This is a genomic window from Methylobacterium sp. WL12, assembly GCF_008039475.1.
In the GTDB taxonomy this organism is placed as follows: domain Bacteria; phylum Pseudomonadota; class Alphaproteobacteria; order Rhizobiales; family Beijerinckiaceae; genus Methylobacterium; species Methylobacterium cerastii.
The window spans coordinates 1-24,317 of record NZ_VRUW01000051.1 but is presented as its reverse complement, the minus strand read 5'-3'; the positions used below and the strand labels follow the sequence as shown (position 1 = coordinate 24,317).

Genomic DNA, 24,317 nt, shown 5'->3' with positions numbered 1-24,317 from the left:
GATCCGTGCGATGACGGATCGGGGCGTCCCGTCGAACCTGTCGCGTCTTAAGTAGCGCGACGGGTTCCACCGGGGCCGGTGAAGGCGCTAAAAGATCTGCTGCGCAGTCCGTGCTGCTTTCGCGGTGGATCGGGGACCGTGCAGCGCAGGAAAGCTCGGCAGCCGCTCCGGTTGTGGGCGTCGGGGGCATGGATCGACAGATGGGCATCGATATCAAGCGGGTCGGCATCATCGGTGCCGGGCAGATGGGAAGCGGCATCGCCCACGTCTGCGCTGCGGCCGGCCTCGACGTTCTGCTGAACGACCGCGATCCCGATCGGCTCAACGCGGGGCTCGCCAACATCGACGGCACCCTCGCCCGCCAGGTCTCGAAGGGCACGATCGACGAGAGCCACCGCCGCGAGGTGCGCGAGCGCATCGTCGCCGCGCGCAGCTACGACGACCTCGGCCCCTGCGACCTCGTCATCGAGGCCGCCACCGAGCACGAGGCGACCAAGCGCCAGATCTTCTCGACCCTGTGCCCGTCGCTGCGCCCGGATGCGCTGATCGCGACCAACACCTCGTCGATCTCGATCACGCGGCTCGCCGCCTCGACCGACCGGCCTGAGCGCTTCATCGGCATCCACTTCATGAACCCGGTGCCGGTGATGCAGCTCGTCGAGCTGATCCGCGGCATCGCGACGGAGGACCCGACCTACGAGTCGGCCAAGGCCTTCATCGCCAAGCTCGGCAAGACCTCGACGATGTCGGAGGACTTCCCGGCCTTCATCGTCAACCGCATCCTGCTGCCGATGATCAACGAGGCGATCTACACGCTCTACGAGGGCGTGGGGTCGGTGGAGTCGATCGACACCGCCATGCGCCTCGGCGCGAACCACCCGATGGGCCCGCTGCAGCTCGCCGACTTCATCGGCCTCGATACCTGCCTCTCCGTGATGCAGGTGCTCTACGAGGGGCTGGCGGATTCGAAGTACCGGCCCTGCCCGCTCCTGGTGAAGTACGTCGAGGCCGGCTGGCTCGGCCGCAAGGTCAAGCGCGGCTTCTACGATTATCGCGGCGAAACGCCGGTCCCGACCCGCTGAGCGCGGGCCGGGCTGCGCACAGCGCCTACTTCGGCTGGTTGCCGTTCGCGCTCGGCTGGGCCGGCTGCGGGTAGGTCGGGTTGCCGGCCGGCACGCCGCTCGTGTTGCTCGAGGACGGCGCGTTGTTCGAGCCCGTCACCGACCCGGTGACCTCCTTGCGCGACGCGTCCTGGCTCTGGCTGGCGTAGTCCTTCGGCGCGTTGGCGCCGTTCCAGGTCAGCAGGCCGATCGTGGCCACGGCGAGCAGCACGAGGCTGCCGACCAGCACCCAGAGCATCGACTTGCCGCGCTCGCCCTGGCGTGCGTTCTGATTGGGAACCTGCTCGACCATTCTCACACCTCACCGAAACGCCGTAAGGGCGCCGCCGCGCGCCGAAGGCCGGCACGCGTTCTCGACCCGGCAAACGCGGGGCCTTTGCCGGGGGTTCCTGAGATGGCCGCCGCCGACCGCCCTCAGCGGCCGGTGACGAGCAGGATCTTGCCGAGGTGGGCGCTCGATTCCATCAGCTCGTGGGCCTTCTGCGCCTCCTCGAACGGGAAGGTCGCGTGGATCACCGGGCGGATGCGGCCGGCATCGAGCTCCGGCCACACGTCGCGGCGCAGACCGTCGGCGATGCCCGCCTTCTCGGCGCTCGGCCGCGGCCGAAGCGTCGCGCCGGTGAAGGTCAGCCGCTTGATCATGATCGGCGTGATGTTGAGGGTCTCGGCCTTGTTGCCGCCCATCAGCGCGATGAGCACGAGGCGCCCCTCGATCGCGAGCGAGGCGAGGTTCTTGGCGAGGTAGCTCGCGCCGATCATGTCGAGGATCACGTCGACGCCCTTGCCGTCGGTGAGGCGCTGGATCTCCTCGGCGAAGTCCGCCTCGCGGTAGTTGATCGCTGCGTCCGCACCGAGCTTTTCGCAGAAGGCGCACTTCTCGGCCGAGCCGGCGGTGGCGAACACGCGTGCGCCCATGTGCTTGGCGATCTGGATCGCGGTCGAGCCGATGCCGCTCGATCCGCCGTGGACCAGGAAGGTCTCGCCGGATGTGAGCCGGCCGCGCTGCACGACGTTGGAATAGACCGTGAAGAACGTCTCCGGGATGCCGCCGGCATCGACGAGCGACAGCGCCTTGGGCTTCGGCAGGCAATGGCCGGCCTCGGCGACGGCGAACTCGGCGTAGCCGCCGCTGATCACCAAGGCGCAGACCTCGTCGCCGAGCGACAGCCCGGACACGCCCTCGCCGAGGGCGGCGATGCGGCCGGCGACTTCCAGGCCCGGCACGGCGGTGGCGCCCTTCGGCGGCGGATACTTGCCGCCGCGCTGCATCACGTCGGGACGGTTGACGCCGGCCGACACCACCTCGATCAGCACCTGACCCGGACCGGCCTTCGGCAGCGGCACCGTCTCGGTGCCGATCACCTCGGGGCCGCCGAAGCCGTTGAAGCAGACCTGGCGCATGGTCTCGGGCAGCGTCGTCATCGGGCGGTCTCCTCCAAGGGGCTCGCCCCTAGTTGCCGCCATGCGCCCCGTTGGCAAGCCCGCCGGCTTCAGCGCGTGCCGTACATCCGGTCGCCGGCGTCGCCCAAGCCCGGCACGATGTAGCTGTGGTCGTTGAGGTGGCTGTCGATCGCTGCCGTCCAGATCGGCACGTCGGGATGGGCGGCCTGGAGCCGGGCGACGCCCTCGGGGGCGGCGAGCAGGCAGACGAAGCGCAGGTCCTGCGCGCCGCGCGCCTTCAGGCGCGTCAGTGCGGCGATGGCGGAGTTCGCGGTCGCCAGCATCGGGTCGAGCACCAGCACCGTGCGGTCGGCGAGGTCCGAGGGCGCCTTGAAGTAGTACTCGATCGCCTCCAGCGTCTCCGGGTCGCGATAAAGCCCGACATGGGCGACGCGGGCCGAGGGCAGCAGCGACAGCATGCCGTCGAGGAAGCCGACGCCGGCCCGCAGGATCGGGGCGAGCACCAGCTTCTTGCCCTGGATCTGCCGCCCCTCCATCACCTGGATCGGCGTCTCGATCGTAACCGGTTCCAGCGGCAGGTCGCGCGTCACCTCGTAGGCGAGCAGCATCCCGATCTCGTTGAGCAGGTTGCGGAAGCCCTGCGTCGAGCGGTTCTTGTCGCGCAGCAGCGTGAGCTTGTGCTGGACGAGGGGGTGTTCGACCACCGTGACCGTTGCCTGGCTCATCGTGTCCTCCCGTCGCACCCGCCTCCGCTTTGCCGAAGGGCGCGCGCCGGCGCAACGCGAGGACGACGAAAAAGGGCCTCCCGCTCGCGCGGAAGGCCCTCGATCCACCAACCCGGCGACGCCTCAGGCGTTGAAGGTCTTGCCCTCGCCGTCGGCCCGGCGCTTGGCCATGAAGGCGTCGAACTGGTCGCGGTCCTTGGCCCGCTTCAGCTCCTCGACGAACTCGGCGAAGGCGCGGCTCTCCTCCTGCAGGGCGCGGCGCTGGGCGTCGAGCCGGTCGAGCTCGGCCTTGCGGTACTCCTCGAAGGCCCAGTTGCCGGTGGCGCCGCGGCGGTTGGATGCGTCGAACGAACGGGCGAAGCGCGAAGCCCTGGCGGTGCCGCCCTCCCAGCCCGCGGCGCCGCGCTTGGCGTAGTCGCGCAGCTCCCCGAGCGCCGGATAGCCGGCGACCTTCCACGCCACGAGGGCGAGGCCGACGGGCCACCAGTAGATGAAGCTGACGACGATGGCGCCGATCTCGATCGAGCGGCGCGGGAACGGACCGCAACGGCTGACCTTGCCGCCCGTCCAGGGAGAGGAAGAGGATGTGCTCACGGTAAGGCTCCGCTGTTCATGTGAACAGCGTTAACATGCGGGTGCGTCAGATCGCTTTCAAGGGGCGGGCCCGGCGCCGGCCGATGGCTTTCCGGCGGCGGCACCGTGGACGAGGGCGAGGACGCCGGCGCGCAGCAATTCGTAGGTGTCGGGAATGCCCGGCCCCTTCGGCAGGTGGCCGGCGGCGGCGAGGGTCGCGAGCCCGTGCGACAGCGCCCAGACCTCCAGCGCGATGAAGCGCGGGGCGACCCCGCCGAACCCGTCCGGAAAGGTCGATTGCAGCGCTTCCACCAGCAGGTCGAACGGGCTCGGACGCGGGCCGGCTTCGTTCGGCACGTTGACGCCGCGGGTCTCGAAGATCGCCGCGTAGTAGCCGGGCTCCTCTTCGGCGAAGGCGAGGTAGGCTTCGCCCATCCGCGTGAATCGCTCCAAAGAGGTGCCGCGGGCGGTGAGCGCGCGCGCCAGCCGTTCGGCGAGCTCGGCGAAGCCGCGGCCGGCGAGTTCCTCGAGCAGCGCCTCGCGCCCACGGAAATGCCGGTAGAGCGCGGCCGGGGTGACGCCGACGAGGCGCGCCGCGTCGACCAGGGTGAAGCCGCCGATGCCGCGCTCGGCGATGAACCTGCGCGCCGCCTCGATCAGCGCCTCTTTCAGGTTGCCGTGGTGGTAGCCGCGTCGATCAGCGGGTCCGTCGCGCCAGGGTCGCACCGGGTACTCCTCACCTGCAGCCCCGGACACGGGCGCGCGACGTTTACGAGCGAACGTCGCGTTTGTTTCGGCGCAGGCGCGAGCTTACCAGAAAATGGGCGCGGCCCGACAGCGTTCGGTCTACCGGTAGACGATCCGTCGCCGGCTGAGGCTTGGTGGACACGGGTGATGCAACAGTGTTTCATCGCCTGCGCCGCAAAAAGGAAGGCGCCCGCGCCGCCACGCGACCGCAGGAAAAGATCCGGGGATTCGAGAGCATGGCCTTCGTCAGCCTGAAGGCGTGGCGCGCCCGCTCCGCCGAGCAGGTGCAGCTCGCCAAGCGCGTGAAAGCCGCCTGCACGGTGGCGCTGAGCCTCGGCGAAGGCGACGCGATCACCGTCAACGAGATCGCCTGCGCAGACCCCGGCTGCCCCGACATCGAGACCGTCGTGCTGGTGATGCGGGCCGGCGAGGCGACGCGGGCCATCCGCATCCGCGCGCCGATGGAGGCGGTCGGCGCGGCGGAGCTGCTGCAGCTCGCCGCGGACGAGCGGGCGCTGCGGGAAGCCGCGCCGTGACATCCCTAGCGCTGCCTCGGCCTCGCTCGCGACCGGGCGATCCGCGCCGCGCCGACCCGCTGCGCACTATAACTTGACCAGCCGCACCCCACGATTGTGACCGCGATCACAGACGCAGCGCGCGCGCGGCCCTATGACGTATTGGATAGGACGGTGTCACCAAGAGCACCGCTGCAACGAACAAGACCCCGAGGAGAACGCCATGCGCCGCCCGATCCGAGACTCCCTCTTCGCCGCCGCGATCCTCCTGCCCGCCTTCGCGTCGTCTGGCGCGGCGCTCGCGGCCGCCGGCGACGGCGAGGCCGAGCGCGCGGCCCGCTGGAAGGAGCTGCAGCAGCAGGTGTTCGGCGACCGCAAAGTCGAGGCGGGCAAGCTGGTGGCGATCGACATGCCGGTGCGCGCCGAAGACGCCGCCCTGGTTCCGGTGACGCTCACCGTCGCCGACAAGGACCAGGTGAAGGGCCTGTACCTGATCATCGACGACAACCCGGCGCCGCTCGCCGCCCACGTCGACTTCGGGCCCGCGGGCGACCCGGCGCAGCTCAAGATGCGCGTGCGGGTGAACACCTACTCCAACGTCCACGCGGTGGCCGAGACCCGGGACGGGCGCCTCGTGGCGTCGGAGATCTTCGTCAAGGCGTCCGGCGGCTGCTCGGCTCCCATGGGCATGACCGAAGCGGACGCGCTGAAGGGCATGGGCGACATGCGTATGAAGTTCGCCGACCCCGCCGCCGACAAGGTGGTGCAGGCGACGCTGATGATCCGCCACCCGAACTTCTCCGGCATGCAGATGAACCAGGTCTCGCGCGAGTATACGCCGGCGCGCTACCTCGACCGGATCAGCGTCAGCCAGGGCGCGCGGAACGTCTTCACGATGGAGGGCGACATCTCGATCTCGTCGAACCCGGTGATCGGCTTCGAGATGCGGCCCGAAGGCGCCGCGCCGGTCAAGGTGGCGGCCACGGATAGCCAGGGCGGCACGTTCGACCACACCTTCCCGGTGCCCGCCGCCAGCAACTGATCATCACGGATCTGCTTGGCCGCCCACGGCCAGGCCTTCGCCATCGGGAAACACCAGCCATGATCCGCCGTACGCTCCTGGCGCTCCTCGCCCTCGCGCCCTTGGCCCTCGAAGCTCTGACCGTCGCCACGGCGCAGGCCGGCGAGATGAAGCCCTACTCCCAGGAGGCGTTCGACGCCGCGCAAAAGGCCGGCAAGCCGATCCTCGTCGAGGTGAGCGCGCCCTGGTGCCCGATCTGCAAGACGCAGAAGCCGATCCTGGCCAAGCTCAGCACCGACCCGCGCTTCAAGGATCTGCAGATCTTCGACATCGACTTCGACAGCCAGAAGGACCTGCTTCGCAAGCTCGACGTCCGCACCCAAAGCACGCTGATCGCCTACAAGGGCAGCGTCGAGACCGGGCGCTCGGTCGGCGAGACCCAGCCCGAATGGATCGAGGGGCTGGTCGAGAAGACGCTTTGATCGGCTCGGGGGTTCGATGATCGTCAGCCTCGGCCTCGCGCTCCTCGCCGGCCTGCTCTCGACGCTCTCGCCCTGCGTCCTGCCCCTGCTGCCGCTGGTGCTCGGCGCGGCGGCCTCCGAGCACCGCTTCGGCCCGGCGGCGCTGGCGGGTGGGCTGGCGCTGTCGTTCGTGGCGATCGGCCTGTTCGTCGCGACGATCGGCTTCGGCCTCGGGCTCGACGGCGACGTGTTCCGCCGCGTCGCCGCGATCCTGTTGATCCTCGTCGGACTCGTATTGCTGGTCCCGATGGCGCAGACGCGCCTCGCGGTGGCCGCCGGCCCGGTGGCGAACTGGACCGAGACCCGCTTCGGCGGCTTCTCCACCACCGGCCTTTGGGGCCAGTTCGGCGTCGGGCTGCTGCTCGGCGCGGTCTGGAGCCCCTGCGTCGGCCCGACGCTCGGTGCCGCCTCGATCCTCGCCGCGCAGGGCCGCGACCTCTGGACGGTCGGGCTGACGATGCTGGTGTTCGGCCTCGGCGCGGCCCTGCCGCTCCTGGTCCTCGGCGCCCTGTCGCGATCCGTGCTGGTCGGCTGGCGCGACCGGCTGATGCGGGTCGGCAAGGGGATGAAGGCGGCGTTGGGCGCGATCCTCGTCGTCACCGGCCTCGTCATCGTGCTCGGCGCCGACAAGCGGATCGAGGCGGTGCTGGTCGACGCCGCGCCGGATTGGCTGAACGCGCTGACGACCCGCTACTGACGCGGCCGGCTTGCGCGTCAGCGCTTGAAGAACGCGTCCGCCGCGCCGAGCGCGTCCTGCTTCGCCGTCCGCGCGGCTTCGAGCCGCCGGATCTCGGCGTTCAGCAGCGCGATCCGGTGATCGATCTCGTCCACCGACAGGGTGTCGAGCGGCTGGCCGACCTCGTGGTGGACCGGGCGCTTCACCTGCTCGTCGTCGTCGCGCATCGAGAAGGTCCTCACAGGAGAGGCGTTCCGGCAACCGGCGGTAGGCCGAGATGGAGGGCGACCGCGGCGCCGATGTCGGCGAACGACGCCCGGCGTCCCAGCGCCCGCGGCGCGATGTCCGATCCGAAGGCCAGGACCGGCACCTGCTCACGGGTGTGCTCGGTGCCGTGCCAGGTCGGGTCGTTGCCGTGGTCGGCGGTGACGAGGCAGAGGTCGCCCGGGCGCAGCGCCGCGCGGATATCGGGGATGCGGGCGTCGAACGCTTCGAGCTCGGCGGCGTAGCCCGGCACATCGCGACGGTGGCCGTGCTCGCTGTCGAAGTCGACGAGGTTGGCGAAGACGAACCCGCCGTCGCGAAGGCGTCCGAGCGCGTCGATCGCGGCGTCGAGACAGGCGCCGTTACCGCCGGGCTTGACCTCGCGGCCGGTGGCGCGATGCGCGAAGATGTCGCCGATCTTGCCGACGCTGACCACGTCGCGGCCCGCAGTCGCGAGCCGGTCGAGCAGGGTGTCGCCGGGCGGGGCGACGGAGAAGTCTCGGCGGTTGCTCGTGCGGCGGAAGCCGGCTTCTCCCGTGCCGGTGAACGGTCGCGCGATCACGCGGCCGACGCGGTAGGCGTCGCACAACTGGCGCGCGGTCCGGCACAGCGCGTAGAGGCGCTCGAGGCCGAAGGCCTCCTCATGGGCCGCGATCTGGAAGACGCTGTCTGCGGAGGTGTAGCAGATCGGCTTGCCGGTCCGGAGGTGCTCGGCGCCGAGCGCGTCGATGATCGCGATGCCGGAGGCGTGGCTGTCGCCGAGGATGCCGGGCAGGTCGCCGAGGCGGATCAGGTCCCGGATCAAGGCCGCTGGGAAGGCCGGCCGCGTGTCGGGGAAGTACCCCCACGGCTCGCGCATCGCGAGGCCGGCGATCTCCCAATGGCCCGAGGGCGTGTCCTTGCCGGCGGCGGTCTCCACCGCATGGCCCCAGGCGCCGAGGATTTCCGCTGGCGGCGCGAGCCCCGGCGGCATCCGTCCCGACGCGCCCTCGCAGGCGAGCCCGAGCCCGAGGCCGGCCAGATGCGGCAGGCGCAACGGGCCGCTCCGCAGGCCGGCGCGGTCGGCGCGCCCCGCGGCGCAGGCCTCGGCGATGTGGCCGACCGTGTCGGAGCCCGCATCGCCGTAGCGCTCGGCATCCGGCGCACCGCCGATTCCGACGGAATCGAGCACGATGAGCAGCGCCCGCGCCATCGCCCTAGACCGGCTCGACGTCGGCGACGCTGTCGCTCTTCAGCGCGAAGGCCGCCGAGAACAGGGTGCGGGTGTAGTCGGTCCTGGGCCGGGAGAAGATCTCCTCGGCTGGGCCCTCCTCCACCACCACGCCGTTCTGCATGACCAGGACGTAGTTCGCGAGCGCGCGCACCACCTTCAGGTCGTGGCTGATGAACAGGTAGGCGAGGCCGCGCGCCCGCTGCAGGTCGCGCAGCAGCGTCACGATCTGCGCCTGCACCGAGCGGTCCAGCGCCGAGGTCGGCTCGTCGAGCACGACGAAGCGCGGCTCCAACACCATCGCGCGGGCGATGGCGATGCGCTGGCGCTGGCCGCCGGAGAACTCGTGCGGGTAGCGGTCCATCGCCGCCGGATCGAGCCCGACATCGGTGAGCGCCCGCGCGACGATGGCACGGTGCTCGCGCTTCGGCACGTCCTGCACCACCAAACCCTCGGCGACGATGTCGGCCACGGACATCCGCGGCGAGAGCGAGCCGTAGGGGTCCTGGAAGACCACCTGCATGTCCTTGCGCAGCGGCCGCATCGCCGCGACGCCGTAGCGCTCGATGTCCTGGCCGAGGAAGACGATCGGCCCCTCGCACGCGGTGAGCCGCAGCAGCGCGAGGCCGAGCGTCGTCTTGCCCGAGCCGGATTCGCCGACCACGCCCACGGTCTCGCCGGCGCGGACCCGCAGTGAGACGCCGTCGACGGCCTTGACGTAGCCGGCTTTGCGCCGGAGCCAGCCTTCCTTCAGGGGAAACCAGACCTTCAGCGGGCCGGCCTCGACCAGGGCCTCGGCGTCCGCCGCCACCGGGTTGCCGCGCCCCTCCGGCTCGGAGGCGATGAGGCGGCGGGTGTAGTCGTGCTGCGGGTTCGAGAACACTTCGGCGACCGGCCCGGCCTCGACGATCCGGCCTTTGAGCATCACGCAGACCCGCGCGGCGATGCGCTCGACGATGCCGAGGTCGTGGGTGATGAACAGCATCGCCATGCCGAGCCGCTTCTGCAGGTCGGCCAGCAGCGAGAGGATCTGCGCCTGCACGGTCACGTCGAGGGCGGTGGTCGGCTCGTCGGCGACGAGCAGGTCCGGCTCGCAGGCGAGCGCCATCGCGATCATCACCCGCTGGCGCTGGCCGCCGGAAAGCTCGTGCGGGTAGGCGCCCATGCGCCGCGCCGCGTCGCGCAGGCCCACGAGTTCCAGCAATTCGAGGATGCGCGCGCGCGCGGCCTTGCCCGAGAGGCCGCGGTGGAGCCCCAGCACCTCGCCGATCTGCCGCTCGATGCTGTGGAGCGGGTTCAGGGAGGTCATCGGCTCCTGGAACACCATGGTGATGTCGGCGCCGCGCACCTTGCGCATTTCGCGCTCGGGCAGCGCCAGCAGGTCGCGGCCCTTGAATACGATCCGCCCGCCCGGATGGTGGGCGGCCCCGTCCAGCAGCCGCAGGATCGAGAGCGCGGTCACCGACTTGCCCGAGCCGGATTCACCGACGAGCGCCACGGTCTCGCCCGGCAGGATCGTGAAGGACACGCCGTCGACGGCCCGGCTCTCGCCCTCGCGCGAGCGGAAGGCCACCGAGAGATCCTCGACGGAGAGCAGCGGCTCGGGCATCAATCGCGTTCGTTCCGGGACATGTCCCGTCTGTATAGCGCGGCGGCGGCCCGACGGCGAACCACGCGTGCGAACCGAACTCGGGTTGAACGAGGGGGCGGCGTGTCGGCGGAGCGTTTCGCGGCGACGATCCAGGATGCGTTGGGCGGCCCCTCGGACCGGGTGGCCCTCGCCTTCGCGGGGACCGGCGCCCTGCCCTCGGCCTTTCCGGTGACCGATCTGGCGGCCGGCTCCATCGCCGCGGCGGGGCTGGCCATCGCCGACCTCGTCGGCACCGCGCCCGGCGTCACCGTCGATCGGCGCCTCGCCTCCCTGTGGTTCCGCACCTCGCTCCGCCCGATCGGGTGGGCGCTGCCGGCCCCGTGGGACCCGGTGGCGGGCGACTATTGCACCCGCGATGGCTGGATCCGGCTCCACACCAACGCTCCGCACCACCGCGCGGCGGCCGAGCGCGTGCTCGGCGCGCAATCCGACCGCGACGGCATGGCGCTCGCCGTCGCCGGCTGGGACAAGGCGGCGCTGGAGGCGGCGATCGTCGCGGAGGGCGGCTGCGCGGCGGAGATGCGCTCGATCGCAGCCTGGGCGGCGCATCCGCAGGGGGCGGCGGTGGCCGAAGAACCCCTCGTCGGCTTCGATCCCGCGGCGCCCGCCTCCACCGCCTGGAGGCCGAGGCCCGATCGGCCGCTCGCCGGCCTGCGGGTGCTCGACCTGACGCGGGTGCTCGCCGGCCCCGTCGCCACGCGATTCCTCGCCGGCTACGGCGCCGAGGTGCTGCGCGTCGACCCGCCGGACTGGAACGAGCCGGCCATCGAGCCGGACGTGACGCTCGGCAAGCGATGCGCCCGGCTCGACCTGCGCCGGGGCGCCGACCGCGCGGTGTTCGAGGCGATGCTCGCCGGCGCCGACCTCCTCCTGCACGGCTACCGGCCCGAAGCCCTCGACCGCCTCGGCTACGGCGCGGTCGCGCGCCGCGCCCTGGCGCCCGGCCTGATCGACGTGCGCCTCGACGCCTACGGCTGGACCGGCCCCTGGGCCGGCCGACGCGGCTTCGACAGCCTCGTGCAGATGAGCTGCGGCATCGCCGAGGCCGGCCAGGCCTGGCGCGGGGCCGACCGGCCGGTGCCGCTCCCGGTCCAGGCCCTCGACCACGCCACCGGCTACCTCCTCGCGGCGGCCGCGATCCGCCTCGTCGCGCGGCGCCTGCAGGACGGGGTCGCGGGCGGCGCGCGGTTGTCCCTGGCCCGCACGGCGCAGCTGCTCCTCGACACCGAGCCGACGGCGTCGGCAGGGGAACTCGCACCGGAATCCGACGGCGATTTCTCCGCCGCCGTCGAGGCGACGGCGTGGGGGCCGGCGCATCGCTTGCGGCCGCCCCTGGCGATCGACGGCGCGCCGATGGCCTGGCCGCTCCCGGCGCGGCGCCTCGGCACGGATCGCCCCGCCTGGGTGTGACCGCGTGGATTGATCGCCGGTCGCGGGATGCTAGATCGGAGCGGGTGACACGGGGCGGTCGCACGCCGACCGCCGCCAAAGGGCTCGATCGCGAGGCATGACGGTTTCCGCTCGAGCGTCCACGTCGTCACCGAAAGATACGCGTTCGCGCCCCGTCCCGCCTCCCTCTGCAGAATCGCGCATTCCCCCGTCTCATCGGAGCCGAGTGCGATCGTCCCCGATCGTCCCCTCCCCGTCATCCCGGGGCGCCGAAGGCGAGCCCAGGATCCAGAACCGCAGGTCGTGCTCGGTTCTGCGCTGTCGGCGGCTCTGGATCCCGGGCTCTGCTGCGCAGACACGGGATGACGGAGAGGGTGTGACGACTGGGTGTGCGAGGCTTGTGAGCCCGCTCGCCTCACCTACAGATGGGACAAGGAAGGCGCTGGCGCTTTCCGCACTCGCCGTCCTCCTCCTGGCCACGCCCGCGCACGCCCTCCCCTCCGACGGGGCGACCGAGACCGTCGAGCAGGCGTTGTGCCGGCTGATCGAGGGGGCGGCGCGGGCGCGAGACCTGCCGGTGCCGTTCCTGACGCGGCTGATCTGGCGCGAGAGCGCGTTCCGCGTCGGCGTGGTCAGCCCGGTCGGCGCGCAAGGCGTCGCCCAGTTCATGCCCGGCACGGCCCGCGAGCGCGGGCTCGTCGACCCGTTCGACCCCGAGCAGGCGATCCCGCACGCCGCCCACCTGCTCGCCGACCTGAAGCGGCAATTCGGCAACCTCGGCCTGGCGGCGGCCGCCTACAACGGCGGCCCGGGGCGGGTGACGAACTGGCTCGCCGGCAGCGGCGGCCTGCCCACCGAGACCCGCGCCTACGTGCTCGCGATCACCGGCGCTCCCCCCGAGGATTGGCGCGGGGGCGCCGCGCGGATCGAGATGGGGCCGCCGGAAGGCGGCGAGACCACGGGCGGCGCGGCCAAACTTGCGGAAACCAAGCCCGCGGAGACCAAGGCGCGGGAGGCCGCGAAGGCCGATCCTGCGCCCGAGCCGCAGACCTGCCTCCAGGTCACGGCGAGCCTGCGCATCCCGTCGCGCGGCGATCGCTTCGCCATCGGTGCCAACGAGGGGCCGGCCGCCCCGTGGGGCATCCAGCTCGCCGGCAACTTCTCGAAGTCCCTGGCGCTGGCGACCTTCTCCCGCGCGCGCGCCACCTACGCCAAGGTGATCGGCGAGGTCCGCCCGATGATCATCGGTACGCGCCTGCGCAACCGCGGCACCCGCGCGTTCTACCGCATCCGCATCCCGGCCGAGAGCCGGCAGGCGGCCGACGGCCTGTGCGGCCGCATCCGCAGCGTCGGCGGCGCCTGCATCGTGCTGCGCACCTGACGCACGAACGAAGTTCGGCGCGATCCGGTCATGAATCCGCCCCGAGCCGCGCGCCATCTGGCGTTCGCGGCCCAATCGGACATCGAATGACACGAATCTTCACGGCTCTCGCCAGCCTGGCATGCCTCGCGCTCGCGGCGATCGGCATCGCCGCCTGCTCCCCCCTCGCCCTGTTCGACGCGATCGGCCCGCGCGATGCCGGCGGACGGCAGGTGCTGCGCGACGAGCCCTTCGGCGAGGGCCCGCGCCGGAGGCTCGACGTCTACGTCCCGGTCAACGCCCCCGAGAACGCGCCGGTGCTGGTGTTCTTCTACGGCGGATCCTGGCAGAGCGGCTCGAAGGCGGATTACGCCTTCGTAGGCCAAGCGCTGGCCGCCCAGGGCTTCGTCACCGTGCTGCCGGACTACCGGCTCTACCCGGAGGCGCCCTTCCCCGGCTTCCTCGAGGACGGCGCCGCGGCCATCGCCTGGGTGCGCGACAACATCGCGGCCTATGGCGGCGACCCGCGCCGGATCGTGCTGGCCGGGCATTCGGCCGGCGCCTACAACGCCCTGATGCTCGGCCTCGACACGCGCTACCTCAAGGCGGCCGGCGTCGACCCGAAGGTGATCCGCGCGGTCGCGGGCCTGTCCGGCCCCTACGATTTCCTGCCCTTCGACCAGGACACCACCCGCAAGGTGTTCGGCCAGGCGCCCGATCCGCGCGCGACCCAGCCGGTGGCCTTCGTCGGGCCGAGCGCGCCGCCGGCCTTCCTCGCCACCGGCGCCGACGACACCCTCGTGCGCCCACGCAACACGCAGAGCCTCGCCGCGAAGCTGCGCGACGCCCGCGTGCCGGTGCAGGAGCGCGTCTATCCGGGCCTCGACCACGCCGACACGCTGCTCGCGCTCTCGGTGACCTTCCGCTCGAAGGCCCCGGAGCTCGCGGAGATGGCCGCCTTCCTCAAGACCCAGGCGGCGAGCCGGCAGTCCATGACGATCGGGCGGCGCTGAGCGGCGACCGCGCGTCAAGGTTATCGCGAAGTCGCGCGGTGGTTCGGGCTGGTTCTCGGTGACCGCCGGGCCGGTTCCGGGCTACGCTGGCTTGGTCAACCGACGAAACGCTCGGACGGAATGCTCGCTTGTCTTCTGCTCCAGGGATCGCAACGCGGATCGGACGGGTCGAGTCTTCCGCGGTTCCAGCCGCGGGCGACCTTCCGGACTGGATGCGCGTGCTCCTGAATGGGACGGTGCTGGTCGTGCTGTGGAACCACCTCTGGTTCCACGATCTCGCCAACCGCTCGACGCTCGCGGCCTCCGAGGACGGCAGCGGGCTCACGCAGGTGATCTTCCTCGGCCTGGGGGCGGCGATGGCGGCGGCCCTCTGGCGGCTCGGGCCGGCGCGGCTGCGACCGCTGGCGACCTGGCCGCTGCTGCTCTGCGCAGGCTGGCTCGGGACCACCGTGCTGCTGTCGATCGAGCCGTCGCTGTCGATCCGACGCGCCGTGCTCATGGCGATCGCCCTGATGCTGTCGGCCGGCGTGCTGATCGTCGCGCGCTCCCCGCGCCAGTTCGCGATGACGCTCGCCGGCAGCGCCCTCGTCATCCTCGTCGCGTCCTACCTCGCCGTGGCGCTCGTGCCCGACCTCGCGATTCACTCGTCCTTCGACCTGAACTCCGATCCGAGCCATCCCGGGCTGTGGCGGGGCATCTTCCCGCACAAGAACGAGGCGGGGGCGGCGATGGTGATCCTGATCATCTGCGGCCTCTACGTGCGGGCGACCGCGAGCCGGTTCCTCGGCTGGGCCATCGTCCTGCTCGCGGTCGGGTTCCTGGTGGCGTCCGGCTCGAAGACCGCCCTGCTGGTGACGCCGGTGATCCTCGCCGTCACCGCCCTATGCCGGGTGTTTCGCGGAAACCTCGCCCGGACGTCGCTGCTGCTCGGCCCCGTCGTCGCCTTCTCCGTCGTGTCGATCGGCTCCGTCGTGGTGCCGGCGATCCAGGAGAAGCTCGGTGCGTTGATGACCGACGCGACCTTCACCGGGCGCAACGAGATCTGGGAATTCGCGATCGACAACATCTTCATCCGGCCGTTCCGAGGCTGGGGCTACGGCGCGTTCTGGATGACGGAGCGGACGATGTACGCCGGGTCGGAGCAGCTGACCTGGGTCAACACCGCCAACCACGCGCACAACGCCTACCTCGACACCGCGCTGACGATGGGGTTCCCCGGCCTCGCCTTCACGCTCGTCGCCTTCATGCTGATGCCGCTGCGCGACCTGCAGGCGACGGCGGGCGGGCGCGACCTCGACCCGACGACGCTGCTGTTCGTCCGCCTGTGGTTCCTCGGCCTCGTCTCGGCGTCCTTCGAGACCGTGCTGTACAACGGCAACAACGCCACCTGCTGCATGTTCATGATGGCGGTGTTCGGCCTGCGCCTGCGCACCGCCTACCGCCCGGCCGCCTGACCGGGCCTCAGGCCACGCCCGGCTCCGGCGGCACCGGCCTCGGCTTCCGCTCGGAATCGATCGCGACGAAGGTGAACAGCGCCTGCGTCACCCGCATCGTTGCCTCGCTCTCGCGCTCGCGGCGCCAGACCTCGACCTGGATGCGGATCGACGTGCGGCCGACCCCGAGGATCCAGGCGTAGAGGCTGACCTCGTCGCCGACGAAGACCGGATGGTGGAAGGTCATCGCCTCGACCGAGATCGTGGCGCAGCGCCCGCGCGACCGGCGGGCGGCGACGTTGCCGGCGGCGAGGTCCATCTGCGCCATCAGCCAGCCGCCGAAGATGTCCCCGGCCGGGTTCGTATCCGACGGCATCGCGATCGTGCGGATCACCGGCGGTCCGCGGTCGGAGGGCTGCTGCGTCGGCGATGGGGCCGGCGCGCCGTTCGCGGTGTCGTGGGCCGGCATCGGGTCGAGCTCCCGCTGCGAATCGGAAGCCGCGGCGTCGCTTGAGCCTGACACAGGCCCGATCGGGACAAAACGCTCGCGCGATGCAGGCGGCGACAGGGGGCGCCCGACGTCCTATGTTGCGGGCATGATCGATTTCCAGACCGTCGGCGACCTCTGCAGCTCACGTCACATCGCCGAGGACGAGGTCGACGCAGCCGTCGCCGCCTACCTCGCCGACCCGCTGCCGCCGATCTTCGTGTTCCGGCAGGGCTACCGGCTGAACCTGATGAAGGCGGTGCGCAACCACCAGGGCGCGCGGGTCTTCATGGAGCGCGAGGACGTCGGCATCGCGCTCAAGCGTCCGTTCGTCCGCGCGGCGATCCTGCAGGCGCGGCCGAAGGGCTGAGCTCCTAATCGGGCAGCGCGAACACCACCAGCGCATCGCCGGTGCCGAAGCCGGAGGCCTTGGTGTAGGACGAGCCGCCGGCGGCGACGGCGACGTACTGCTTCCCATCGAGGCTGTAGGTGATCGCCGGGCCGCTGATGCCGGCCCCGCACTGGAAGCGCCACAGGATCGCGCCGGTACCGACATCGTGCGCATCGAGATGCCCGTCCTCCTCGCCGGAGAAGACGAGCCCGCCGGCCGTCGCCAGCGTGCCGCCCGCGAGCCGGCTCGCAGACTTCACCGACCACGCGATGCCGCCGCCCTTGGCGAGGTCGACGGCCGTGAGCGTGCTGAAGCTCGGTTCGCCCTTCGCCTCGCCGGTCTCGGTGTAGCGGATCTCCGGCCGGCCGGGGCCGCCGGGCACGGTCTTGACGGTGTAGGTCGTCGCCCCGTGCCGGACCTGGGCGTAGGCGAGGCCGCTTCCCGCATCGTAGGCGGTGGGCGGCCATGAGACGGCGCCGAGCGGCCCCGGCGCCACGACGGTGCCCTCCGCGGTCGGGGGCGCGAACAGGTTCTTCTGCGCGATGAGGGGCGCGGAGCGCTCGATCAGCCGGCCGGTGGCGCGGTCGTGGACGTAGATCCAGCCGGTCTTGCTCGCGGAGGCGACCGCCTTCACGGCGCCGTCCTTGCCCGGCAGGTCGAGCAGGAAGGGCGGGCTCGCCACGTCGTAGCCCCACTCGTCGTGCGGCACCTGCTGGTAGTACCAGCGCAGGCTTCCTGTCTTCACGTCGAGCGCCACGAGGCTCATCGTGTAGAGGTTGTCGCCCGGCCGCGAGAGGCCGAAGTTCTGCGGCGCCGGGTTGCCGGTGCCGAGGTAGATCAGGCCGAGTTCCGGGTCGAAGGCCGGGGTCATCCAGAGCGAGCCGCCGCCGACCCGCCAGGCCTCGCGGTTGGCCGGCGCCGCGGCCTTCTCGGCGGCGACGTCGCGATGGAGCGGGACGCCGTCGGCGGTGGTCTCGACGAAGTCGCCCTCCCAGCCGTCGGCCTTGGTGACGTACCAGCGCCAGCGCTCCGCGCCGGTCTTGGCATCGTAGGCGGCGAGCCACCCGCGGCGGCCGTAGCCGCCCTCGATGCCCACCACGGAGCCGCCGTCGAGGCCGCCCTTCTCGTCCTCGACGTGGAGCCCGTAGCCGGCGCCGCTGACGCCGACGATGACGAGCCCGTCGGCCACCAGCGGCGGCATCTTGAAGCCGAGCCGGCTCGAACCCTGCACCGGCTTGCCGCCGAGCTGCTGCGCGAGGCCCGAGGCGGTCTCGGACTCGCCCTCCTCCGGCCGCACCGCCTCGTGGTCCCACACGACCTTGCCGGTCTTGGCGTCGAGCGCGATCACCCGCCCGTCCATCGTCGCCTGGAACACGAGGCCACCGGAAACCGCGACGCCGCGGTTCGAGGGCGGCCCGAAGATCTTCTCGGTGCGCGCCTTGTGCGTGTAGGTCCACAGCACCCGGCCGGACTTGGCATCGAGCGCGGCGACGTTGTTCTGCGTGGTCGAGAGGTAGAGCGTGCCGTCGACCATCACCGGCTGAGCCTGGAAGTAGCCGGTGATGCCGGTCTGGAACATCCAGGCCGGGCGGAGCCGTGCGACGTTCGACCGGTCGATCGATGACAGCGCGGAGAAATTCCGGTTGGTGTGATCGTGCCCGAACATCGGCCACTCGCCCGAAGGTTCGGCCGCCCGCGCAGGCAGGGCGAGCGCCAGGAGCGCCAGGGCTGCGGACGTCAGTTTCGATGAACGCGGCACGCTCGGGCTCCTCCAGCTCGACACTTCCGGTCGAGGCTTCTGCTCGTTGGTGCAACCGGTAGGGCATGTCCCGGAGGGTGTCGAACCGGGCGATCGTGGCCGACGCGGCTCAGTGTCCGGCGGGCGCCTCGCCGCCGCGCTCGACCCGCTTCAGGATCATCGCCAGCGGGACGGCCGAGGCCGAGACGAGGCAGAGCGCCCAGAACACGTCGATGTAGGCGAAGAAGGCGGTCTGCGTCGCGAGTTGCTGCCCGATCCAGGCGGTGGCCTGTCCCTGCGCGTCGACGCCGGGGGTGCCGTGGACCGTGAAGTACTGCGTCACCTGCCGCATGGTCTCCTGGTAGGCCGGGCTCGTGGTCGTGACGCTCTCCGACAGCCGGCTCTGATGAAACTGGCTGCGGTAGGCGAGGATGTTCTGCGCCAGCGACACGCCCATCGACCCGCCGACGTTGCGGGCGACGTTGATCAAGGCCGAAGCCTGGTCGGTCTGCGACTTGTCGATGCCTTCGTAGGACGCCGCGGTGATCGAGATGAAGATCATCGGCAGGCCGATGCCGATGTAGATCCGCGACCAGGCGAAGAACCAGAACGTCGAGTCGCCGTAGATCCGCGTCAGGTCGTACATCGCCAGCGCGACGATGGCCGCGCCGGTGGCGATCAGCCATTTCGGTTGGAAGTAGCCGGAGACCTGCCCGATCACCAGCATCATCGCCACGGTGACGAGGCCGCCGGGCGCCAGCACGAGGCCCGAGATCGTGGCGGTGTAGCCGTAATAATCCTGCGTGATCTGCGGGATGAACTGCGTCGTCGCGATCAGGATCGCGCCGGTGGCGAGCATGACGAGGAAGCACGAGCCGAACTGGCGCTTGCCCAAGAGCCGCAGGTCCACGGCCGGGTTCTTCGCCGTCAGGAGCCACGGGATCATCGCGACGAACGAGATCACGGCGAGGACGGCGAAGACCTGGATCAGCGGCGAGCCGAACCAATCCTTGCGCTGGCCCTCGTCGAGGCAGACCTCCAGCGAACCGAGGAAGGTCGCAACCAGGAGGAAGCCGACGAGATCGAAGCGCACGCCCTTCTTGCGAAGGGCCTTGCGCTCCTTCACCGCGGATTCGGAATCCTCCAGCAGCCACCACATCAGCGCCAGCGCGATCACGCCGACGGGTCCGTTGATCAGGAAGCACCAGTGCCAGGAGACGTTGTCGGACAGCCAGCCGCCGAGCGTCGGCCCCACCACCGGCGCGACGACGATGGCGAGCCCGTAGAGCGCGAACGCCTGTCCGCGCTTCGCCGGGGGAAACGAGTCGGCCAGGATCGATTGCGCCAGCGGCGCCATCCCGCCGCCGCCGAGCCCCTGGATGACGCGGAAGAGCAGGAGCGAGTTCAGGTCCCAGGCGAAGCCGCAGGCTAGGGAGGCGACGGTGAACAGCGCGACGCTGGCGATGAAGAACGCCTTGCGGCCGTAGCGCTTGGCCAGGAAGCTCGATGCGGTGAGCGCGATCGCGTTGGCGACCAGGTAGCTCGTGACCACCCACGCCGCCTCGTCCGGCCCGACCGCGAGGCCGCCGGAGATGTAGCGGAGCGCGACGTTGGCGATGGTGGTGTCGAGCACCTCCATGAAGGTGGCCAGCGCCACGACCAGCGCCACCGACCAGGGGCTGTGGCCGCCCGCGGTGCGCGGCAATCCGCCGGACTTCGCCTTCGCGGCGCCACCGGATTTACCGCCCGCCTTGCGCGAACCGCCGTTCGCCGCGGCGGCGTCGGCGCTCATCGCACCCGCACCGTCGGCACGATCGACATGCCCGGGCCGATCGACACGTCTTGTGGCCACTCGTCGACGACGATCTTCACCGGCACGCGCTGCACCACCTTCACGTAGTTGCCGGTGGCGTTCTGCGCCGGCAGGAGGCTGAAGGCGGTGCCGGAGCCCGGCTGCACCGAGGCGACCTTGCCGCTGATCCTGCGGTCCGGATACGCGTCGATCTCGATCCGCACTGACTGGCCGGGGCGCATGTCGGTGATCTGCGTCTCCTTGTAGTTGGCGACGACCCACTTCTCGTCGGGCACGAACATCGCCAGCGACTGGCCGGCTTGGGCGTATTGCCCGACCGCGCCGGTGAGCTGGACGACACGGCCCGGCTGTGCCGCCGTCACCGTCGTGTAGCCGAGGTTGAGCACGGCCTGCGCCGCCTGCGCCTCGGCGTTGGCGAGGCTCGCCTCGGCCGACGCCCGCTGCGCTTGAAGCGAGCCGATCTGCTTCTGCGCCTGCGTGACGCTGGCATTCGCACTCGTGAGAGACGCCTGCCGCTGCTCGAGGGTCGAGGTCGAGGATTGCGATTGCTGGACGGTGCCGGCGCCGCGGCTCGCGAGATCCTTGTAGCGGGCCGCGTCCGCCTTCGCGAAGTCGAGCGCCGCCTGGTTCTGCGTCACCTGCGCCTTGGCGACCTCGACCTGCGCCTTCTGCGCTTCCACCTGCGCGTCGACGTTCTGGATCGAGGCCTTCGCCGACGCGATCTGCGCCTGCGCCTGCTCCAGGGCGACCTGGTAGTCGCGCCGGTCGATCTGGAACAGCGTCGCCCCGGTCTCGACGTGCTGGTTGTCGGTCACCGCGACGGCGACGACGTAGCCTGACACCTTCGGGGCGACCGAGAATTGGCGCGCGTCGACGAACGCGTCGTCGGTGGATTCGTAAGGATGCAAGTAGATCTGCCAGTAGAAGAACCCGGCCACCCCGAGCAGCACGATCGCGATGCCGCCGAGGACGAACCACCACGGATGACGCTTGAGGATGCCCGGGCGGTTTTCTTCGTCCTCGTCGTCCGAATCGTCCTCCTGTTCGGAGCCGGCCTTCGCTTTGTCCTGCGCCTCGTCGTCGACCGGGGCGTCGTCCTCCGGCGGCTTGAGGTCGATGATGTCGCGGCGCTCGGGCACGGCGCGGTCTTCGAGCGGGCGCGTCGGCTGATCCAGGGCCGTCGCCTGGCGCTGTTCGTCTAGCATCGGATAAGATAACCGCCCACGCGCGTCCCGCCACCCGTGAGTGGCCGGAGCGATCGAACACCCGCCTCGCGGACTCAAAAGCCGGCGCGGCCGCAAAGTTCCGGACCTCGCGCGCGCCCACCGCGTCGGTGCCGACGTCGCGGTGGGAACGCGCGTTTGCGGTGCGGCGTTCTGCGCCGGACCGACATTCCGAATTCTCAGCGAGCCGACACGATGGCCCTCTTCACCCGAACCAACCCGGCCGGCGTTCCGCTCGTCGGCATCGCGCGCCTCGATGCCATGAGCCGGACGCTCGCGCGCAACTGGTGGCTCGTCGCCCTGCGCGGCGTGGTCGCGATCCTGTTCGGCGTGCTCGCCTTCGTGGCGCCGGCAGCCTTCGTGCTCTCGCTGGTGTGGTTCTTCACGGCCTACATGGTCGCCGACGGCATCTTCGCAATCATCGCGTCCGTGCGGGCGGCGCAGGCGCACGAGCGCTGGGGCTTCCTGCTGATCGAAGGTCTGCTCGACATCCTCGTCGGCGTGGCGGCCTTCTTCGTGCCCGGCGCCGCCGTGTGGGCCTTCGTGCTGCTGGTGGCGATCTGGGCGATCGTGACGGGCGCCCTGATGATCGCGGCGGCCTTCCGCCTCCACCTGCATTTCGGCCGCTGGTGGCTCGGCCTCGGCGGCCTGGTCTCGATCCTGTTCGGTGGGGTGCTGCTGGTCGAGCCGGGCATGTCGGCCCTGGTGCTCACGTGGTGGCTCGGTGCCTACGCGGTCGCCTTCGGCGTGCTGCTGGTGATCCTCGGCGTCCGCCTGCGCGACCGCCACGAGGCGGCCGGCTCGCCGATGCCCTTCCGCCACGGGGTCTGATCCATCGCCAATTCCGCCGGGCGGCGAACGGCATAGCTTCGCCCGGCCCGATCGTTCTAGAACGGCGCAACCCGGGGGCGGTCGCTCCGCATGTGCACCGGTACAGATCTGTACCCGTTCAGGAACGCGATGAGCTCACCCGACCCGGATCGACGCCCCCCCGACGCTGCCCCGCCCGACACGGGCGCCGCGGCGCGGGAAGCGGCCGCCGCCGCCAAGGTCCTGGCGCGCCAGCTCGGCATCCTCGCCGCGGGAGCGGCGCGGGGTGCCGGCCGCACGGGTCGGGATGCGGCGCGCGCCACCGGCTCGCTCGTCGGCGGCCTCGCAGCGCGGCGCCGGGCGGCGGCGGCAGCCGATCCGGGCGCTCCGGTCGAGAGTGCGGAGGCGGCGCTGCCCGCCCGGTCACTTCTGGCGTTTCGTCGAAGGCCGCTGCGCCCCATCCTCATTGCGGCCGCGCTCGTCGTCGCCCTGCCGCTGGCGGCGCTGGCCGCCTACGTCCTGTTCGCCTTCCTGACTCTGCCGCCGCTCGGCGGCGTGGTGATCGACCAGGGCCAGCGGGCGCTCACCGTCGAGGCCGACGACGGCCGGGTCTTCGCCACGCGCGGCGCGTTCCGCGGGCAGCCGATCACCAAGGCCGACCTGCCGCCCCACCTCGCCCAGGCGATCGTCGCGATCGAGGACCGGCGCTTTTACAGCCACTGGGGCATCGACCTGCGCGGGCTGATGCGCGCGGCGTGGCGCAACGCCGTCGGCGGCGGCGTGCGCGAGGGCGGGTCGACGATCACCCAGCAATATGTCCGCCTCACCTCGCTCAACCAGGAGAAGTCCCTGCGCCGTAAGGTCCAGGAGGCGTTCCTGGCGCTGCGGGTCGAATCTGAAATGAGCAAGGACGACATCCTGCTCGGCTACCTCAACACCGCGTATTTCGGCGCCGGCGCCTACGGGATCGACGCTGCGGCGCGGCGCTACTTCGGCAAGGGCGCCAAGGCCCTGACCCTGCCGGAATCGGCGATGCTCGCCGGTTTGGTGCGGGCGCCCTCGCAGCTCGCCCCGACGCGCAACTTCGGCGGCGCCAAGGAGCGCGCCGACGTGGTGCTGCAGACCATGGTCGAGACCGGCGCGATCACCGCGGAAGCGGCCGACGCGGCGCGCGCCAAGACCGTGACCCTGCGCACGCCCCCCGAGACGCCGCCGGGCAGCAACTATTTCCTCGACCTCTTGGCGGCCGACGCCAAGAAGCTCACCGACGCGCCCGGCGACCTCACCGTGCGCTCGACCCTGAACCTCGACCTCCAAAGCCTCGCCGAAGGCGTCGTCGCCCGGCGCCTCGACGCCGAGGGCGGCAAGAAGAAGATCGGCCAGGGCGCCCTCGTCGCGATGTCCAAGGACGGCGCGATCCTCGCGATGGTGGGCGGGCGCGACTACGAGGACAGCCAGTTCAACCGCGCGACCCAGGCCAAGCGGCAGGCCGGCTCGCTGTTCAAGCTGTTCGTCTACCTCACGGCCTACGAGAACGGCCTGACGCCGGAGACCGTGCTGGTGGACCGCCCGGTGCAGATCGGCGACTGGGAGCCGCAGAATTCGAACAACCGCTTCCGCGGCGCGGTGCCGCTGCGGACCGCCTTCGCCCTGTCGATCAACACGGTGGCGGCCCAGCTCGGCGACGAGCTCGGCATCCCGGCGGTGATCGCGACGGCCAAAGGGCTCGGCGTCCAGTCCGAGCTGCCGAACGTGCCGAGCCTCTCCCTCGGCTCGGCCGAGGTGACGCTGCTGGAGATGACGCGCGCCTATGCCGGGGTGCTCGCCAACCGCACGCCGGTGGAGAGCTTCGACATCCACGCGATCCGCGGCGGCGCGGCGGCCCCGCTCTACGTCCACCCGGACGCCAAGCCCGCGGCCGGCCTGCCGGGCGACAGCCGCACGATGATGCTCGATTCGCTGCAGGCGGTGGTCGACGGCGGCACCGGCAAGGGCGCGCGCGTGTCCGGCCAGCCGGTCGGCGGCAAGACCGGGACGACGCAGGACTATCGCGACGCCTGGTTCATCGGCATGACGCCGGACATGGTCGTCGGCGTCTGGGTCGGCAACGACGACAACTCGTCGATGAACCGCGTCGGCGGCGGCGACGTCCCGGCCTCGATCTTCCGCGACTTCGTGCAGCGCGCCTCGGCCCAGATGGCGAAGGGCCGAAAGCGCCCCTCCGCGGCGAAGGCC

At 71.2% G+C, this 24,317-nt stretch carries 24 protein-coding genes; 12 read left to right on the top strand and 12 right to left on the bottom strand.

Going from position 1 to position 24,317, the window contains the following annotated elements:
- Positions 1-200: 200 nt before the first annotated feature.
- A complete protein-coding gene (locus tag FV226_RS17860) occupies positions 201-1,082 on the top strand; it encodes a 3-hydroxybutyryl-CoA dehydrogenase (protein ID WP_147752270.1) in 882 nt (293 codons plus the stop codon).
- Positions 1,083-1,107: 25 nt separating this feature from the next.
- Here the strand turns inward: FV226_RS17860 and FV226_RS17855 are convergent, their stop codons facing one another.
- The 5 genes from FV226_RS17855 to FV226_RS17835 all read right to left on the bottom strand — a co-directional run bounded on the left by FV226_RS17855 (position 1,108) and on the right by FV226_RS17835 (position 4,546).
- On the bottom strand, positions 1,108-1,413 hold the full coding sequence (locus FV226_RS17855) for a hypothetical protein (RefSeq protein WP_147752269.1): 306 nt from the start codon (positions 1,411-1,413) through the stop codon (positions 1,108-1,110).
- A 122-nt stretch (positions 1,414-1,535) separates the two neighbouring features.
- Positions 1,536-2,543 carry an NAD(P)H-quinone oxidoreductase gene (locus tag FV226_RS17850; protein ID WP_147763944.1) on the bottom strand — a complete coding sequence of 336 codons (1,008 nt, stop codon included), beginning with the start codon at positions 2,541-2,543 and terminating at the stop codon, positions 1,536-1,538.
- Between the two features lie 68 nt (positions 2,544-2,611).
- Positions 2,612-3,247, bottom strand: a complete 636-nt coding sequence (gene upp / locus FV226_RS17845) for a uracil phosphoribosyltransferase (RefSeq protein WP_147752267.1) — start codon at positions 3,245-3,247, stop codon at positions 2,612-2,614.
- 123 nt (positions 3,248-3,370) lie between these two features.
- Entirely contained in the window at positions 3,371-3,841 is a 471-nt protein-coding gene (locus FV226_RS17840; RefSeq protein ID WP_147763943.1) for a DUF2852 domain-containing protein, read from the bottom strand.
- A gap of 57 nt (positions 3,842-3,898) precedes the next feature.
- Positions 3,899-4,546, bottom strand: coding sequence for a TetR/AcrR family transcriptional regulator (locus FV226_RS17835; RefSeq protein ID WP_147763942.1), 648 nt, complete (start codon positions 4,544-4,546; stop codon positions 3,899-3,901).
- A gap of 257 nt (positions 4,547-4,803) precedes the next feature.
- On the opposite strand from FV226_RS17835, the gene FV226_RS17830 reads away from it, so the two are divergent.
- The 4 genes from FV226_RS17830 to FV226_RS17815 all read left to right on the top strand — a co-directional run bounded on the left by FV226_RS17830 (position 4,804) and on the right by FV226_RS17815 (position 7,321).
- Positions 4,804-5,103, top strand: a complete 300-nt coding sequence (locus tag FV226_RS17830; RefSeq protein ID WP_147763941.1) for a hypothetical protein — start codon at positions 4,804-4,806, stop codon at positions 5,101-5,103.
- Positions 5,104-5,305: 202 nt separating this feature from the next.
- Positions 5,306-6,124 carry a quinoprotein dehydrogenase-associated SoxYZ-like carrier gene (locus FV226_RS17825; RefSeq protein ID WP_187273550.1) on the top strand — a complete coding sequence of 273 codons (819 nt, stop codon included), beginning with the start codon at positions 5,306-5,308 and terminating at the stop codon, positions 6,122-6,124.
- Positions 6,125-6,183: 59 nt separating this feature from the next.
- The gene (locus FV226_RS17820; protein WP_147763940.1) at positions 6,184-6,585 is read left to right on the top strand and encodes a thioredoxin family protein; all 402 of its coding nucleotides are present in this window, start codon (positions 6,184-6,186) and stop codon (positions 6,583-6,585) included.
- A gap of 16 nt (positions 6,586-6,601) precedes the next feature.
- The gene (locus FV226_RS17815) at positions 6,602-7,321 is read left to right on the top strand and encodes a cytochrome c biogenesis protein CcdA (RefSeq protein ID WP_147763939.1); all 720 of its coding nucleotides are present in this window, start codon (positions 6,602-6,604) and stop codon (positions 7,319-7,321) included.
- 17 nt (positions 7,322-7,338) lie between these two features.
- On the opposite strand, the gene FV226_RS17810 is transcribed toward FV226_RS17815, so the two are convergent.
- The 3 genes from FV226_RS17810 to FV226_RS17800 are packed head-to-tail and all read right to left on the bottom strand — an operon-like array spanning position 7,339 to position 10,383.
- Positions 7,339-7,527 (bottom strand): DUF1192 domain-containing protein, encoded by a 189-nt coding sequence (locus FV226_RS17810; protein ID WP_147763938.1) that lies wholly within the window; start codon positions 7,525-7,527, stop codon positions 7,339-7,341.
- Positions 7,528-7,538: 11 nt separating this feature from the next.
- The gene (locus FV226_RS17805; protein ID WP_147763937.1) at positions 7,539-8,756 is read right to left on the bottom strand and encodes a phosphopentomutase; all 1,218 of its coding nucleotides are present in this window, start codon (positions 8,754-8,756) and stop codon (positions 7,539-7,541) included.
- 4 nt (positions 8,757-8,760) lie between these two features.
- Positions 8,761-10,383 (bottom strand): ABC transporter ATP-binding protein, encoded by a 1,623-nt coding sequence (locus FV226_RS17800; RefSeq protein ID WP_147763936.1) that lies wholly within the window; start codon positions 10,381-10,383, stop codon positions 8,761-8,763.
- Positions 10,384-10,485: 102 nt separating this feature from the next.
- On the opposite strand from FV226_RS17800, the gene FV226_RS28990 reads away from it, so the two are divergent.
- The 4 genes from FV226_RS28990 (at position 10,486) to FV226_RS17780 (ending at position 15,641) form a co-directional block, all read left to right on the top strand.
- On the top strand, positions 10,486-11,835 hold the full coding sequence (locus FV226_RS28990; protein WP_147827936.1) for a CoA transferase: 1,350 nt from the start codon (positions 10,486-10,488) through the stop codon (positions 11,833-11,835).
- Between the two features lie 421 nt (positions 11,836-12,256).
- A complete protein-coding gene (locus FV226_RS17790) occupies positions 12,257-13,195 on the top strand; it encodes a lytic transglycosylase domain-containing protein (RefSeq protein WP_238272558.1) in 939 nt (312 codons plus the stop codon).
- Positions 13,196-13,281: 86 nt separating this feature from the next.
- On the top strand, positions 13,282-14,187 hold the full coding sequence (locus FV226_RS17785; protein WP_147752256.1) for an alpha/beta hydrolase: 906 nt from the start codon (positions 13,282-13,284) through the stop codon (positions 14,185-14,187).
- A 212-nt stretch (positions 14,188-14,399) separates the two neighbouring features.
- Entirely contained in the window at positions 14,400-15,641 is a 1,242-nt protein-coding gene (locus tag FV226_RS17780; protein WP_147763933.1) for an O-antigen ligase, read from the top strand.
- Between the two features lie 7 nt (positions 15,642-15,648).
- On the opposite strand, the gene FV226_RS17775 is transcribed toward FV226_RS17780, so the two are convergent.
- Positions 15,649-15,996 (bottom strand): acyl-CoA thioesterase, encoded by a 348-nt coding sequence (locus FV226_RS17775; protein ID WP_238272557.1) that lies wholly within the window; start codon positions 15,994-15,996, stop codon positions 15,649-15,651.
- Between the two features lie 220 nt (positions 15,997-16,216).
- On the opposite strand from FV226_RS17775, the gene FV226_RS17770 reads away from it, so the two are divergent.
- Positions 16,217-16,477, top strand: coding sequence for a hypothetical protein (locus FV226_RS17770; RefSeq protein ID WP_147752253.1), 261 nt, complete (start codon positions 16,217-16,219; stop codon positions 16,475-16,477).
- 4 nt (positions 16,478-16,481) lie between these two features.
- On the opposite strand, the gene FV226_RS17765 is transcribed toward FV226_RS17770, so the two are convergent.
- The 3 genes from FV226_RS17765 to FV226_RS17755 form a co-directional block, all read right to left on the bottom strand.
- Positions 16,482-18,224, bottom strand: a complete 1,743-nt coding sequence (locus tag FV226_RS17765) for a PQQ-binding-like beta-propeller repeat protein (protein ID WP_238272556.1) — start codon at positions 18,222-18,224, stop codon at positions 16,482-16,484.
- A gap of 142 nt (positions 18,225-18,366) precedes the next feature.
- Complete coding sequence (locus FV226_RS17760; RefSeq protein WP_147763931.1) at positions 18,367-20,028, bottom strand: DHA2 family efflux MFS transporter permease subunit; 1,662 nt, start codon at positions 20,026-20,028, stop codon at positions 18,367-18,369.
- On the bottom strand, positions 20,025-21,254 hold the full coding sequence (locus FV226_RS17755) for an HlyD family secretion protein (RefSeq protein WP_147763930.1): 1,230 nt from the start codon (positions 21,252-21,254) through the stop codon (positions 20,025-20,027). The genes FV226_RS17760 and FV226_RS17755 overlap by 4 nt, the downstream gene beginning before the upstream one ends.
- Positions 21,255-21,467: 213 nt before the next feature.
- Between FV226_RS17755 and FV226_RS17750 the strand changes: the two genes are divergently transcribed.
- Complete coding sequence (locus FV226_RS17750) at positions 21,468-22,103, top strand: HdeD family acid-resistance protein (RefSeq protein ID WP_147763929.1); 636 nt, start codon at positions 21,468-21,470, stop codon at positions 22,101-22,103.
- Positions 22,104-22,232: 129 nt separating this feature from the next.
- On the top strand, positions 22,233-24,317 hold a 2,085-nt coding region (locus tag FV226_RS17745; protein WP_147763928.1), incomplete at its 3' end, for a PBP1A family penicillin-binding protein.